This window comes from Rapidithrix thailandica (assembly GCF_039710355.1).
Classification (GTDB): Bacteria; Bacteroidota; Bacteroidia; order Cytophagales; family Flammeovirgaceae; genus Rapidithrix; species Rapidithrix thailandica.
Genome location: NZ_JBDKWZ010000010.1, coordinates 136838 through 152169, shown reverse-complemented (window position 1 = coordinate 152169; position 15332 = coordinate 136838). Strand labels below are relative to the sequence as shown.

Annotated in this window: 11 protein-coding genes; all 11 read right to left on the bottom strand. The window is 42.0% G+C overall.

What is annotated here, in order from left to right; translation table 11 throughout:
- Positions 1 to 2: 2 nt before the first annotated feature.
- Positions 3 to 1238, bottom strand: a complete 1236-nt coding sequence (locus tag AAG747_RS17785; protein ID WP_346822558.1) for a glycosyltransferase family 61 protein — start codon at positions 1236 to 1238, stop codon at positions 3 to 5.
- Positions 1239 to 1482: 244 nt separating this feature from the next.
- Entirely contained in the window at positions 1483 to 2688 is a 1206-nt protein-coding gene (locus AAG747_RS17780; protein WP_346822557.1) for a glycosyltransferase family 61 protein, read from the bottom strand.
- Positions 2689 to 2773: 85 nt separating this feature from the next.
- On the bottom strand, positions 2774 to 4021 hold the full coding sequence (locus AAG747_RS17775; RefSeq protein ID WP_346822556.1) for a glycosyltransferase family 61 protein: 1248 nt from the start codon (positions 4019 to 4021) through the stop codon (positions 2774 to 2776).
- Between the two features lie 157 nt (positions 4022 to 4178).
- Positions 4179 to 5402, bottom strand: a complete 1224-nt coding sequence (locus AAG747_RS17770) for a glycosyltransferase (protein WP_346822555.1) — start codon at positions 5400 to 5402, stop codon at positions 4179 to 4181.
- Between the two features lie 2 nt (positions 5403 to 5404).
- Entirely contained in the window at positions 5405 to 6469 is a 1065-nt protein-coding gene (locus tag AAG747_RS17765; protein ID WP_346822554.1) for an NAD-dependent epimerase/dehydratase family protein, read from the bottom strand.
- Positions 6470 to 6471: 2 nt separating this feature from the next.
- Positions 6472 to 7521: an NAD-dependent epimerase/dehydratase family protein gene (locus tag AAG747_RS17760; protein ID WP_346822553.1), complete on the bottom strand. Its 1050-nt coding sequence runs from the start codon at positions 7519 to 7521 to the stop codon at positions 6472 to 6474.
- Between the two features lie 51 nt (positions 7522 to 7572).
- Positions 7573 to 8877 (bottom strand): ABC transporter ATP-binding protein, encoded by a 1305-nt coding sequence (locus AAG747_RS17755; RefSeq protein ID WP_346822552.1) that lies wholly within the window; start codon positions 8875 to 8877, stop codon positions 7573 to 7575.
- Between the two features lie 19 nt (positions 8878 to 8896).
- Entirely contained in the window at positions 8897 to 9742 is an 846-nt protein-coding gene (locus AAG747_RS17750; protein ID WP_346822551.1) for an ABC transporter permease, read from the bottom strand.
- Between the two features lie 121 nt (positions 9743 to 9863).
- Positions 9864 to 12260, bottom strand: a complete 2397-nt coding sequence (locus AAG747_RS17745) for a GumC family protein (RefSeq protein WP_346822550.1) — start codon at positions 12258 to 12260, stop codon at positions 9864 to 9866.
- A 20-nt stretch (positions 12261 to 12280) separates the two neighbouring features.
- Complete coding sequence (locus AAG747_RS17740) at positions 12281 to 13054, bottom strand: polysaccharide biosynthesis/export family protein (protein ID WP_346822549.1); 774 nt, start codon at positions 13052 to 13054, stop codon at positions 12281 to 12283.
- A 367-nt stretch (positions 13055 to 13421) separates the two neighbouring features.
- Positions 13422 to 15326 (bottom strand): RecQ family ATP-dependent DNA helicase, encoded by a 1905-nt coding sequence (locus tag AAG747_RS17735; RefSeq protein WP_346822548.1) that lies wholly within the window; start codon positions 15324 to 15326, stop codon positions 13422 to 13424.
- Between the last annotated feature and the right edge of the window lie 6 nt (positions 15327 to 15332).

Genomic DNA, 15332 nt, shown 5'->3' with positions numbered 1-15332 from the left:
CGTCATCTGGTCATCGACTGGTTTGCGGAGACACATTGAGTCAAAAACAGTTTCAATGTCTCTTCAAACTCGGTTAAGTCAACCTTAAGATCAAGATTTGCCCCGGTATTGATCTCCTCCGGTTCTCCCACTCCTTCGTTAAGTAACAGGGAATATTTCAGGCCTCCGGCTGCACACAACTGCCGGAACTCATCGATGATGATAGAGCTATGCCCATGGGCCCGCAGTTCTAATACACAGGTGCCCGGTTGGCAAAAAACGATATTCGCCATACCCGCCCCATGAGGAGCCACGATAAACTCTGCCTCATGAAATAGTCCGGCTTTTTCCAACAAGCTTAACTTTTCCGCTTCAATGATTTCAAAACCGTATCGTCCTAATACGTCCAATACCGCCGCCTCGTTAAGCAGGTTTCTTCCTTTGGCATTGTGCCTCCGGATATATAGTTTTTTACCGGGGGTAACTTGTCCTTTATTCTCTTTTAAATATAAATCTTGCAAAAATCCCGGCATCCATGGTTCCGGACGCCAAATAACATTCGTCACGGTGAGTTCATCCGCCTGAATATGCCAATAAGGAGAGGTATTCTCCCGTTTGGAATAGTCTTTCTCAGCAGAAGTCCGGTCATCAATCATCCGGATTTTTTCATTCGGAATACCCAGGTAATCCAAATGCTCCTGTACAAACGGACTTCTAAAATAGCGCATCAGGATATGATCAAAATCTTGAATCCGCATCCCACATTTTTCCAATAAATAAAGTTTAGGGAGAATTTCGGTAAGCCAATGTGCATAATTATTATCATCGTATAAAGTTGCCAATACCACCGCTTTCCCTTTGAGTTTTTTTACTCCGGGCAGTTTATGAAAGTAAAATACAGGGTTCTTTTCGGGGGGTACCTGTAAGTAATCTGAGACTTCATACAGGACAATATCATCGTTGGATATCACACAATAAGGCATGCTCAACAAGCGCCCTTTTTTCAAAGTCGCCACAAAGTTTTTATAGGGGATTTGGGTCTGAACAATCGCCTCTCGGGATGCCTCTTTGAGGTTTTCCGGAGGCGGTACAGTGTATTCACCACTTCCTAAATTCCAATATTGATGAGGCGTTTTCGGATGCTTACAATTATAGGTATCAATATAGGTTTTCAGATCATTGTTACATCCTTTGGGAGGGCCGATTAAAGTTGAGCTGACGGGAAGTTTCCGCAGAAAATTGTAAAGCTTTAACTTCATTATGGTGCTGTATTTAACTAAGTATTCCTTGCAAATGCATTGTTACGAAAGGGCCATTCCGGTGCCTTTCTGTCAGTTTGTTGAGTTGATTAGTATACAAGCAGTTTACCTTATTAAGGTTGTAAAGGCTGTTCAAAACAAGGTTTTGTTTCAATGAAAATCAGCCTCTTACAACTTTTATAAAAGTACGGGTTTTCGGCATTTTAACAGAACTCAATCTGTTAATGAGACTAAATATTAAAACTTATTTAAGATTCAGGGAATGCAGCAATGCCTCTAGCTTTGTCACATCTACCCACATGTCATCGGTACCCTCATTCACGTCCGTTTCCGTGGAGGTCTCGCTTTCCAAAAGGTAATGGTCCATACCAATAATACTACTCAAATCATTAAAACAGTCCATGATATAGTCCTGATGATTTTTGGCCCGTATTTCAATAATCGTTGCGTTTTTGGGACAGAATACGATGTTGGAAAAGCCCGCACCATGAGGGCCCAGTACATATTGAGCACTCGCCATTAGTTCTACTTGTTCCAAGAGGGAAAATTCTTCCAAACAAATGGGTTCAAAGCCGTATTTATCGAGCACTTTTTGCACCTCTTCTTCATTGAGAATTTTCCGGTGTTTGGCCATTTTCCTGGAAATAAAAAGCTTCCGGGCAGGTGTTTTCCGGTTATTTTTTTTCAAAAAACTGCTTCGCAAAAAGTCCACTGCCCAAGGCTCCGGCTTCCAAAGGGGGGACGTAACCACCAACTCATCGGCTTGAATATGCCGATGTTCTAACAGATTAACCAATTTATGCTGATCCACTTCAAAATATTTCAGGAGGAAGTCGATAAACGGCAAATCATGCCGGTGCAGCAAAATATGATCAAAGGAATTGATGTCTTTCCCTGCAGCCTTTAGCAAATGTAATTTTGGAATAATTTGTAACAGCCAATGATAATAATTCGCATCGCCTTGCCCGGTCAACAGAAAAGCTTTTCCCGAAAGTTTTTTCACCGGGGATATCTTCAAGGCCTTAAAAACACCGTGTTTCAACCCGTCATCCGGATAGCTGGATACTTCGGATAGCAACTTGTCTTGGGCCGTAATCACACAATTATGTACCGAGCTATATCTTCCTGCTTCCAATGATAAAAGAAACGTATTGTATTCCCGGGTTTGTTCTTCCTGGCCGGGTTGGTTTAAATCATCCAGAGAACGCTTGTATGGCTTTACCAAAAAACTGCCCCGGTACACTTCCGTATAAATTTTAGCCGGTTGGGTGAAAGCCGCCAAGTACTCCTTAACGGTAGCCAGATAGTTTTTAGGAGGGCCTATCACCGAAGAGCTTACTGGCATATGCCGTAAAAAGCGGGAAACCATTGTCTTCAGAGGGCTCAGAGGCAAATAGACATACGTTTTGAGAGGGTTTTCAAAAGTTATTTTTTTCAACTTCATTGACATGGCTCTAACAATTCTGTTTCGACAAGTAATGAGAAGTATAATTAACAACCGGTCATGTACAAATCTCTGATAGTGAACATCCCACCTACTTTTTCATATACTCCGATTCCAACAATTCAGATAGCATGCTTTCAAATGCTTCAACATCCACCATCAAATCCAAATTAGCTCCGGTATTGTATTGGGAAGGCACCCCTACCCCCTTACAGATAAACAGGGAAAAATCAAGTTGAAGAGCGGCACATAACTGCCTGAACTCATCAATGATATAAGAGGAGTGGCCTTTTGCCCGAAGTTCTAATACCTGGGTATTGGGTTCGCAAAAGATTAGATTGGCCATACCGGCTCCATGAGGGGCCACTACCACTTTAGCCCGGTTAAACAGCAAGGCTTTTTCTTTTTGGGTATACTTTTCCGCTTCAATGATCGCAAAGCCAAACTTTTTCAATACATTCAACAGGTTCTCTTCATTCACTACATTTCTGCCATTGGTTTTATGTCTGCGAACGTAAATCCGGTCAAAGATCTGGATAGGTGATTTTTGTTCTTCCAAATAGAGTTTTTTAAGATAGTCTCCCATCCAACACTCAGGTTTCCAAAACACTGAGGTCACGATCAATTCATCGGCTTCCACATGCCAATAAGGAGAGCTGTTGGTAGCTTTGGTAAGGTCTCTTTCACTGGCTATTTTATCATCAATAATCCTGATTTTTTCTTCCGGAATGCCCAAATACGCCAAATGTTCTTTGACAAAACCACTTCTGTACGTTCTCAGTAGAAAATGATCGATTTCATTTAAATCAATATTGGCTTGCTCCAGAAGGTGCAGTTTAGGCAGGACTTCCGTAAGCCAATGGGCATAATTATTATCATCTTTTAAGGTGCCTAACACAAAAGCCTTTCCTTTCAAATACATCGTTTTAGGCAAACGGTGATGAAAAAATATCGGATTCAAAGCCGCCGGAGTATCCACACTGTCAGACAGTTCGCTCAATAAAACATCGTCATTGGAAATTACCGAATAAGGAATACTGATCAAACGGCCTTTATGAAGTGACACGACAAAATCGTGGTAATGACACACTTCTTCCTCCACAGGATCTGTATTTCCCCAAATTTTCTTAGGATGGGGCACCGTATAACTTCCCTTTCCAAAATCCCAAAATGTATGAGGATGTGAAGGCTTTCGGGAATTATACGACTCCACGTATTCTTTTATATCTGTTGCATATCCCTTAGGAGGTCCGATGACTTTTGAACTGAAAGGTAGCATTTGCAATACTTTACAATAGTTCAGTTTTAGCTGGCTCTTTAGGGCTAGTGAATGTTTCATAAGTTAAGGACATTGAAGTAATCAAAGAAGTTAAAAATCACTGATTTCACTTCATTAAGAAATAACCAATGTACAAATGATCAGCTACTACAGACTTATACAACTTGTGCTGACTGACCAATTCCTTTTACAACTTTTGTCAGGAATTCAATTTGTATTAATGATATACGGAGGATACCGATGGTTTCACCAAGGGAACCGACTGCTCAGCTAATCCTAACTCCCTCAAATACAACTGCTCCAACTCTTTACCTAAAGTATTCCAAGAGAACAGTTCCAGGATATGAGAGCGATCTACCGGTGGAAGAGTGCCTGAATACAAGGCATCAAGCATTTGCTCAAAGGCAACAAACCAGTCGTCAATGCCATTACCGGCCTCCACTACCCACGGCATTTCCTGAGCAAGCAATCCGCACTCCCCTACATTGGAACATAGTACGTTGGCATTAGCAGCCATGTATTCTGCATATTTGATAGGAAATCGACTTTTGTTAAATTCATGATCTCCCAAAGGCAGAAGTCCAATATCAATTGCGGCCGCAAAATCACGGGTTTTCAACGGGGGCAGCTGTCCGAGGTAGTCCACTTTACTTTTCAGTTCCTCATCCAAGCCCTTCATTTCCAATTCACTCATGGTCGGTCCACAAATGGCAAGCCGCAAGTTTTCATACTTTTTAACACCTTGCCTCAACGCTTTAAAACACCAGGCCAGCTCCCAAACCGTACGTCCCATAAACCCGATGTATTTGGCATCCGGATCCAGCTTCAAATTTTTACGGGCTTGTTCCTTGGAGAGCACTTCGTATGGCCAAAACCCATTGTGAATCACCGTAGCACCGGGGGCCTTCCGTTGTTTGGCCAGATCGGCCAAATAATGACTGCAAGCCGTAACATGATGAACTTTCCCGGGCAGTACTTTTTCCAGATATGCCAAGGTTTTATTTTGCCACCAATTCTTAAAACTGTTGTTCTTCACAAATTTCATCAGGCCTTCTCCGGCCCATAAATCATCCCAATCGTACAGAAACAGGCTTGATTTATTTTTATGCTTCATCAATGCCGGAAGGGCCGAAGTCAAGTGAGGTTGAAAGAAGTGTGTGACATCTGCTTTGGGATAATCCTGCATACTGCGCGCCACGGCAGCCATCGGATTGTTCCATTTTCCGAAAAAGTTATCCCCTTTTACTCTTTTTGTAATCCGGTAAGATACCCCATCCCTTGTTTCTTCATGAGAAGTAGGAAACTCTCCCATCGCATCATAGCCAAACACCGTTACACGGTGCCCTGATTTTTGCAACCCTTGGGCAAAATTGTGATAGCGAAAATATGTGCCCGCTTCATGCACAGAGCTTACAACAAAATTTATGGTCAGTGAAGTCATATTCAGAATCCTTTTTCAATGATTTTCCGGTTTTGAACAGCCCATTCCAAAATGGATTTTAACACGTCCTCTCCCTTTACTTCCGGTGTCCAGTCCCAATACTTTTGGGCCAGTGAGTTATCGGTCACATAATAAGGAATGTCAAAAGGCCGGGTCACGGGATCTGACGATAAGGTTTTGTCCGGGGAAATATATTCTTTACAAAACTGAGACAATTCATACAAGCTCATGGCAGAGGAATTACCACCGCCCGCATTGATGACTTTGGATACTTTATGATCCGGTTTTTGAATTTGTTTTACTACCAATCGTCCTAAATCCTGGGGACTTAAGAAATCCCTGACTTGTTTTCCTGCGCCTCCGAAGCCAATATACGCAAGCGGCTTTCCCAAAAGCCATTGATAAATCCAAAAGGAAAAAATCCCTTGATCTATTTTGCCAAATTGGCCGGGACCGGCAATCACTCCACAGCGGTTGACCCACACCGGAAAACCAAATGTGGTAGCATACTCCAAGGCCATCACTTCCGAAGCTAATTTAGTAGCCCCATACAAAGAGACCGGAGCAGTGGTCGGAAAGGTTTCACTAATCCCTCTTTCAGAAAAACCCTGTGGTACTTGGCCCTCCTGAATTTGAGGACTTAAGCGGCTTGGCGTTTCCTGTAAAGGAAGAGCTACCAGGTCGTTGATCGAGTACACCCGGCTGGTACTCAAAATAGTAAAACCTGCATTGTCATTCCGGCATTTCTCCAAGAGATGGAGCGTGCCATTCAAATTATTACTGATTAATTGAGAGGTACCTCCCTGCAAACCGGCCATAACGGTAGGAATAGCCGCACAATCCAATACCCAATCCACATTGGGCAATTCCATGACATCTTCCGCCATACGAATATCCCCATGAACAAACTGGCAACCCAATTCTCTCAAAAAGGGGATATTGGTTTCGCTTCCACGCCTGCTAAGATTGTCAATGCCTACAATGCTTACCCCCTCCAAATGATGCGTTAAATATTCCGCCAGGCGGCTTCCCACAAAACCTGCAATTCCTGTAATGAGTATTTTCATGCTTAAATTCTATTTTTCCATGAAGCGACAATTTCCTCAAAGATGGTTTCCAAAGACTTGGTAATACCCCAGTTGGGATAGTGGTTTTGCATTTTCCGGAGATCACTGTAATAGCAAATATGGTCTCCTTCGCGATTTTGATCCGTATATTCGTAGTGCATTTTGTTACCTGTCAGAGAAGAGGCCATCTCAAATGCTTCCAAAATGGAACAGGTATTCTGTTTTCCCCCTCCCAGATTGTAAACTTCCGCTACCCGGGGAGCTTTAAGGAATTCCTCGATAAAGCGAGCCACATCATAAGAATGTATATTGTCGCGCACTTGTTTTCCTTTGTATCCGAATACTGTATACTTCCGCTCTTCCAGATTACATTTTACCAGATAACTTAAAAAGCCATGTAATTCCACCCCGGTATGATTGGGACCTGTCAGACAGCCACCCCGCAAACAGCAAGTAGGAATTCCAAAGTATCTTCCATACTCCTGCACCATTACGTCTGCCGCAACTTTAGAAGCTCCAAATAGCGAATGCTTGCTTTGATCAATGGTAAAGCTTTCGCTGATACCGTTTTCATATTTGGTATCGGCATAATCCCACCTTTTATCCAATTCCTTCATTTCTATCCGGTTAGGCGCATCTCCGTAAACTTTATTGGTAGACAAATGCACAAACGGTGTCTCCACATTGTACTGCCGGACAGCCTCCAACAAGTTGAGCGTTCCTACGGCATTGGTATCAAAATCATCAAAGGGGATTGCTGCCGCCCGGTCATGGCTGGGTTGAGCAGCTGTATGGACTATGGCATCCGGTTTTATCTCTTGGATCATTTTCAGTACGTTGGCCCGGTCGCGGATATCCAACTCCACATGGGAAAAGCGGGACAAAGCCCCTTCAAGGCGCTTTTGGTTCCAGCGGGTATCACCAGAAGGGCCAAAGAACACTGCCCGTTGATTATTATCCAGCCCGTAGATTTCCCAACCTAACTGATCAAAGAAAGTACAAACTTCTGAGCCAATTAGCCCTGAAGATCCGGTTACTAAAAGCTTTTTCATGGTATTATTTGAGATTTAGATTCGACAATAGAGGTTTTGATGAGGTAAAGGTTATTTTCGCAAAACAGGAGAAAGACAATCCTGCGTCCATTTCAAATGCGTTACGATTTTTCCGTCTTTTCGCGCAGCGTAGGATTTAAAGCGCGAGTTGAAGGAGCGTTCTTCTATTTCAAAGGAAAAGAGATCATATACCATTTCCAGGTTCCGGGAGCCATATACTCCGATATCAAAATTCAAGGTATACAGACCGGCTTTCAAAGGGGTAGGTAGTTCCACCCTTGCTTGGTACCTCCCAGGCTCTCTTCGTTCCAAACGATCGGGATCTACATCCGTATCGAAGGAGTAAAACAGCATTTCTCCATTTCTTTCCAGTTGGAGTTGCACTACGATATTGCGGGCGGCAATGTGTAAATCATAGGTAAATTCCAGAAATATTTTATCAAAGACATCAAAGCTCAAACAAGGTTCCTGGTGTTGGTTAAAAATCCGTGCGGAGACCAGTTGTGCCTCTTTTTGTACATTCGGTTCAAAATGCACTTCCGGCTTGCTAATCGAAGTATCCTGTACACTTTCCAAATACTTTTGTACCACACTGTCAATATCCCCTTTATAGATCAATTGCCCTTGTTGTAACAGTACTCCTTTATTACACAGAGTCTTAATCGTCCCCATGTTATGGCTTACAAACAGAACGGTCCGGCCTTGGTTGGCTACATCTTCCATCTTACCCAAGCACTTTTTTTGAAACTTGGTGTCTCCTACGGCCAGAACTTCATCCACTACCAGAATTTCAGGCTCCAAGTGGGCGGCAATGGCAAAAGCCAGACGAACGTACATGCCTGAGGAATACCTTTTGACAGGCGTATCCAGAAATTTTTCCACTTCGGAAAATTCTACAATTTCATCAAATTTTCTTTTTACTTCTGCGCGGGTCATTCCCAGAATGGCCCCGTTGAGAAAGATGTTTTCCCGCCCGGTCAGTTCCGGGTGAAAACCCGTCCCGACTTCCAAAAGACTGGCCACTCGTCCCTTTACCCGTATTTCTCCTTCGGTAGGTTCTGTAATCCGGCTCAACAGTTTTAACAAAGTAGACTTTCCGGCTCCATTCCGGCCGATAATTCCCACTTTATCTCCCTTTTCTACCGAAAAACTTAAATTGCGCAAGGCCCAAAATTCTTCAACTTCATCCCCTGACAATATCGGCTGGTTGCCATTCAGTAAATATTTGAATTTTTGGGTAAAACTCTGCACCCCATGGACAATTACATCGCGAAGGGCATTATGTTTCACTTGGTTATGATGGCCAATCAAGTAGCTTTTACCTAATTGGTGAATATCTATTACTATTTCAGTCATAATTTCCTAGGGGATTAAATCAAATAATATCAGCAAAAGACCTCTCCAGTTTCCGGAAGAACCGAATGGATATAATCAAAACCAGTACAGACACTCCCACGGAGATGTAAAAGCTTTCACTGTAAAAGATATTTTCACCTGTACCTAGTATTGCCCAACGAAAGCCGTCAATCACGCCTACCATCGGATTCAGCGAGTACCAGAACTGCCACTTGGCATCTACCTCACTACTACTGTAGCCTACCGGAGAAATGTATAAACCAAACTGAATAATAAAAGGGACGATGTATTTAAAATCTCTGAATTTGACATTGAGGGTCGTCAGAAACAAACCGATTCCGAATGACAGGGTAAAAGCAATCAATATGAATATGGGTAAGAAGAAAATTGTCACCGGAGGCACATATTGATAGTAAGCCATAATCACCGCCATAATGCAAAAGGAGATCAAAAAATCTACAAAGCTGGTGATAATGGAGCTGGCAGGAACGATCATTCTGGGGAAATAGACTTTGGAAATCAGGTTGGTATTGGTAATCAAACTATTGCTACTGGTAGACAAGGCGTTGGAAAAAAATTGCCAAGGTAACATGCCTGCGAAAACCATCACTTGATACGGAGCATTTCCTTCGGAAGACATATTGGCCAGGTTGCTAAAAACAAACGTCAATACCAACATTGTCAATAACGGCCGGATGACTGCCCAGGCGATACCAATAACCGTTTGTTTATAGCGTACTTTAATATCCCGCCAGGAAAGAATGTAAAACAACTCCCGAAATCGCCACAAATCCAGCCAATAGTTTTTTTCAATGCTTCCTGGCTTGATCACCAGGTTAAATTCCTCTGCTTTTGATTTTGACATAATCTAAACGTTGATGAATAAATGGGAAACAGGTAGGAAAGGCGCTCTTACCCGTGTAAGAGCCATACCTTTCATTGTGTGTCAGTTGTTTACCAGAAGTTTGGGCTTGTACTATTTCAGTTTATGATTCCTTCGTGGTGACGAGTTGGTCTTTTTGCTCTTTGAGTTTTTCCAATTGTTTTTTTACTTTCTTGGATTTTTTGTCTTCGGCATAATAGCCATATCCGTATTGTAGTTTTTTGGACTTCACATCATTCATCATCACTACGATATGTTGATAACGCCCTGAATGATACAATTCATTAAACTCATGGACATAAGACTTGAGCGAATAATTTTGCCGTACTAACAGGATATTAGCATCGGCAAATTTCATTAATTCCAAGCCGTCAGAGACAATACCGATCGGGGCACTGTCCAGAATGATATAATCAAAATTGGATTTGAGGTAAGTCAATAAGTCTTCCATACGCTTGCTCAAAAGCAATTCTCCCGGGTTCGGTGGGATTTCCCCCGATTTAATCAGGTACAAATTATCGTATGGACTCCGGTTGATGATTTCTTGAATATCGTTCAACCCGGCCAGGTAACTGCTTAACCCGGCACCGATGGAACCATATTCTCGTGAAACATTCGGTTTTCGTAAGTCAGAGTTGATTAAGACCACCCGTTTGTTGGTGATTGATAAAAGGTACGCCAAGTATTTCGAGCAAAACGTTTTCCCTTCCCCACTAATGGATGACGTCAACAAAATGACTTTTGCCTGATCGCCTTTGGAGGAGACCAGGTATTGTAACTTCGTCCGGATACTCCGGAAGGATTCGGAAAGCGCAGAATTGGGTTTTGCTTTCCGCTCAAAAATATCGGCAGCATTCTTGGCGGACACAATCGACCCGATCACCGGAATACTGGTGAGGCGTAACACATCTTCCTTGCTGGTCACCTTGTCATTCAGTAAATACACAATAAGTATAATCCCGATGGGTACTACCAAACCGACTATGACTGCCGTAATGTAATTTTTGATAGGCCGCGGTTTCAAAGCACCCCCTACTAACTCGGCACTGTTGATCACTTTAAAATCCGATTCCACAGAGGCAGCGGCAATCCCGGCTTCCGTTTTCTTTTGCATCAACAGCATGTACAGGTTTTCACTCAAACTGTAGTTTCGTTGGATATTGATGTATTCCCGTTCGGCTTTGGGTAGGCGTTGCAAGGAGGAATTGAACAAACCGATTCTACGGCTCAAGTCATTGAGGGTAATTCTGTTTGTCGCTGTGACGTTTTTGATATTGGATAAAATATTGACTTTTAATTCTTCGATGGTTTGCAACTTGCTTTGTACCCGCGGGTTGTGTTTCAGCTCATTGGGATCATCCGCTATGGACTTCACTTCAATTTGTGTATCCACTAATTTTTTCACCAGTGAATTCAATACGGGATCTTGTAAACCGATGGAAGCCGGGACTTCCACTTGTTCCAGTTTTCCCTCCTGGCTACTCAAAGAGTTTTCCAGGTAATCATAATATTGTTGGGCCAGCTCAATACTGGATTTTTGTTTTTCTAATTCCTGAATATCTTTAAACAATTGGTTCCCTTCGGTACTGAGGTTTAAGGTGGCATTCTGGTCTCTGAAGTCCTGCATTCTCCCTTCGATAGTCCGTAAGGAATCGCTGTTCTTAGCCAATTGTTGATCAATAAATTCAATCGTTCTTTTGGAGTTATAGTTTTTCTCATCCTTGTCTTTATCAATATAATTTTTCACCAAGGCATTGAGAAAGTCCATTTCTTTGGCGGGATTTGTCCCGGTAATGGAAATATTGAGTACCGATGATTTTTCACTGATTGGATTAATGCTCAGGCTATTCCGGTAGTGCTTCACCAGTTGCTCTATATTGTTGACTTGAAAGATGATTTGATTCCCTATATACTTTTCAGCATTTTCATTCAGGTCAATTTTGAATATAAACCCCTCAATATCGATCGTTCTCCCGAATTTAAAATTCTGCACTTTGTCTTCATCAATCAGTTGAAATGATTCCCGGTTGAGAATTTTACAGGCAAACTGTTTCCCATACGGGATATTGGTGGAGGTTTTATACAAGGTGAGAGTGACCGGTGTGTGCTGATATAATTCTTTCAGCAAATAATTATCTTCTATAAAATAAGAGATGCCAAAATTTAAATTTTTCAAAGTGGATTTAATCAATTTGTACGAAGTCAATAGTACGGCTTCGTCCTTAAGGTTGGAACCGCCACTGCTACGGCCTTGTAAACTAAAAATATCCGACAGGGTAATTCCTTCGTTTTTCTGTCCTTTCATCAGTACCGAAGTATTCACCAGGTAAACCGGATGAGTATAGCGGTTCACAAAAAATGCGACTACCACACAAGCCGCCACAGAGAGGAAAATGAAATACCAATATTTTAAGATTTTGCCGAATACTTTTTTTATATCCAGAAAAATATCGTCTTTGCGGTGGTTACCGAAGCTGAAATGTTCCTTCACTTGTTCCACGGTTTTTGAGTTTTTGAGTGTTATTTAGATAAGTTGTTCACGGCAATGGCCATAACAGCCACTAAGTTGACGATACTGATCACAAAAGCTAAACTGCTGCGCCCTTCTTGGAAATTCCGGCTTTTCAATGGAGAAACAATGATGACATCCTTCGTTTTCAAATAGTAAAAATCCGAAGACAAGAAATCATCATTCAGGACATCAATGGTGTGAACATTTAATTTATCGTTTTCATTGCGCACAATCTTAATATTGGAGCGGTCAGCATACTTTTGTAAGCCACCGGCCATACTTAAGGCTTCCAACACACTGATTTTAGGAGTAGGTGCCGTAAACGTTCCTTCGCCATTGACCTCTCCCAACACAGTGAAATTAAAACTTAGCAGGGTTACTTGTACGACAGGGTTTTCCAAAAAGCCTTTCGACAGAGCTTCTTTGATCACATTCTGACTTTCGGCAATATTAAGCCCTGCCACCTTCACAAAGCCTACTACGGGCAATTCTACTTCTCCATCTTCATTGATGGTAAACTCAAGCCCCCGGGTACTTTCTCCTCCACCGCGGGTCGTAAAAAAATTCAATTCATCTTCTGTAGTACTAAATACATTGACACCAATCACATCGTCCTTTTTCAAAATATACTCCGCATACCGGGTGGCATATTGTATCGTAGGATCGTTATACCCGTCAACCCCATCCCCTTGTAGGTAAATGATTTTTTTATTGGGTACACAGGAAAAAGTGAGTAGCGCTAAATTCATTAACATGATTCCTTTGTAGAGATAATTGTGCATGATTAATTCCTTTAAAAGTGACTTTTTAGAATAGTTTGTTCAAGGTTGTTCAACTCTTGGAAGGATTAAGTAATTCTACTTATAAAAAGTTAAGTTATTTATGCTGATATAACAAATGTAAGAGAATTTTCTAAATTCTAAAGACTGCACGTTGTTACATTCACCAATATTAACATTTCGCTGATTTTGTGGGATATACAATAAAAAAGTTCCCTGAAACGCTGCGTTTTTCAGGGATTTTTTTGCATAAAGCCTGCTATTTGGCCGTAGAAAAGGACAAATATCCTCCTTGTATCAAAATTGTATTTTTTACAGAAAATCGCAGAGAAGAAGAGGGTGGATTGCGGCTGGTTTGGAAAAGAGAAGGCTACTTGGACAGGTGATATTTTTGCGCCTCATCCTGATAGACTTCCCCGCTGTCCAATAAGCTCCTTAATCCCTTTAGCAACTGCTCTTCTTTGAAGGGAAGTGCTTTCAATTCTTCAAAGGATTGGGGGTGCTTGCGCAGCAATTCAAGGATGGGATCGATCGCTTCTTGAGGAGAGGTATTTCGCTTGGCTTGTTTTTTCTTTAAACAAAGGTCACACACCTGACAAGGTTCATCATTAAGCTCCCCAAAATACTCTACGAGTTTAAGGGTACGGCATAATTGGGTATTTTCGGTGTATGCAATCATCGCTTCTACCTTTTCCAATTCGCGCTTTTTTCGTTGTTGATACAACTTCTCATCAAAAGGCAACCTCATCTGTGCATAACGTTCCGTCAGAAAAGTAATCTTAGGCTTTTCATTTTGAGGAAAGTACGAAACGATTTGCATTTGGACCAGTTGCATCAAGTCTTTCACCACAGTATTGGTAAATACATGAAGGGCTTTCGCCAATTTCTCTTCTGAGATATTGATATAATTACTAAACAATTCCCCTCCATACATTCTCAGCAACATTTTCAGTAATTTGTCAAATTTTGCATGGGATACCTGAAACCGGTACAATTGCTGATGGCCAGCAATGATTCTCAAACGAGAAGGTACACTAAAAGACTCGTTCAGTTGTACAAACCCTTGTTCTTCCAGGCGCTTTAAGGCATAGAAGGTTTCCAGGTAATTCAGGTTAAAATTTTGAATAAAAACCTCTAAGTCAAAATCAAAACTAGCCATTAAGCCACTACCAACGGCAAGTTTTAAAAAGTTTGACAGGCTTTGATAAACTTGCCGGATGATTTTAGGCGCGGGATAAGCTCTTTCAATATTTTCTTTCAGTTTCTCAACATCGGACTGTGAGTACAACAACACGGCATAGGCCAATTTACCATCCCGCCCGCCTCTTCCGGCTTCTTGGTAATAAGCTTCCAGGCTATCCGGCAAATCCATATGAATGACCAAACGGACATCCGGTTTGTCGATCCCCATTCCGAACGCATTGGTAGCAACAATTACCCTTACTTGGTTTTGAATCCAGCGCTCTTGCTTCTTGGATCTGTCGGCATTAGAAAGACCGGCATGATAATAATCCGCACGAATTCCTTGTGAATTCAGCAGTTTCGCATATTTCTGCGTGCGCATCCGGCTTCTCACATAGACGATTGCCGTACCGGGCACTTTGTTTAAAATTTGTAAAAGCTTCCTTTCTTTATCTTCTTCTTGAAATACGGAATAAGACAGGTTTTCCCGGACAAAACTCTTTTCAAAGTGTTGATGACCTGAACGGAATTCCAGTTTTTCAACAATGTCTTGCCGCACATGTAAAGTAGCCGAAGCCGTCACCGCAATACAAGGGGTATCCGGAATCAACTCTCGAAACTGTGCTATTTCCAAATAAGGAGGCCTGAAATCATACCCCCATTGTGAAATACAATGGGCTTCATCCACGGCCAAGAGGCCTATTTGCATTTGTTTGGCCCGCTCCAAAAACAATTCTGTCTTTAATCGCTCCGGAGAAACATAAAGAAATTTTACATTTCCATAAATACAGTTGTCCAATAAAATATCGATTTCTTTATACGAAAGGCCCGAGTAAATCGCACATGCATTGATGTTCCGGCTTTTAAGCTGTTCTACCTGGTCTTTCATTAAAGCAATCAAAGGGGTAACTACGATACAAACTCCTTCGCGCAATAAGGCCGGCACCTGAAAGCAAACTGATTTCCCTCCCCCTGTTGGCAAAAGTGCCAAGGTATCGCTTCCTGATAATACCGATTGAATGATCTCTTCCTGTAGTGACCGGAAGGCACCATACCCCCAGTAAGCTTGTAATATTTGTAAAGGTGTGTTCATCACTTG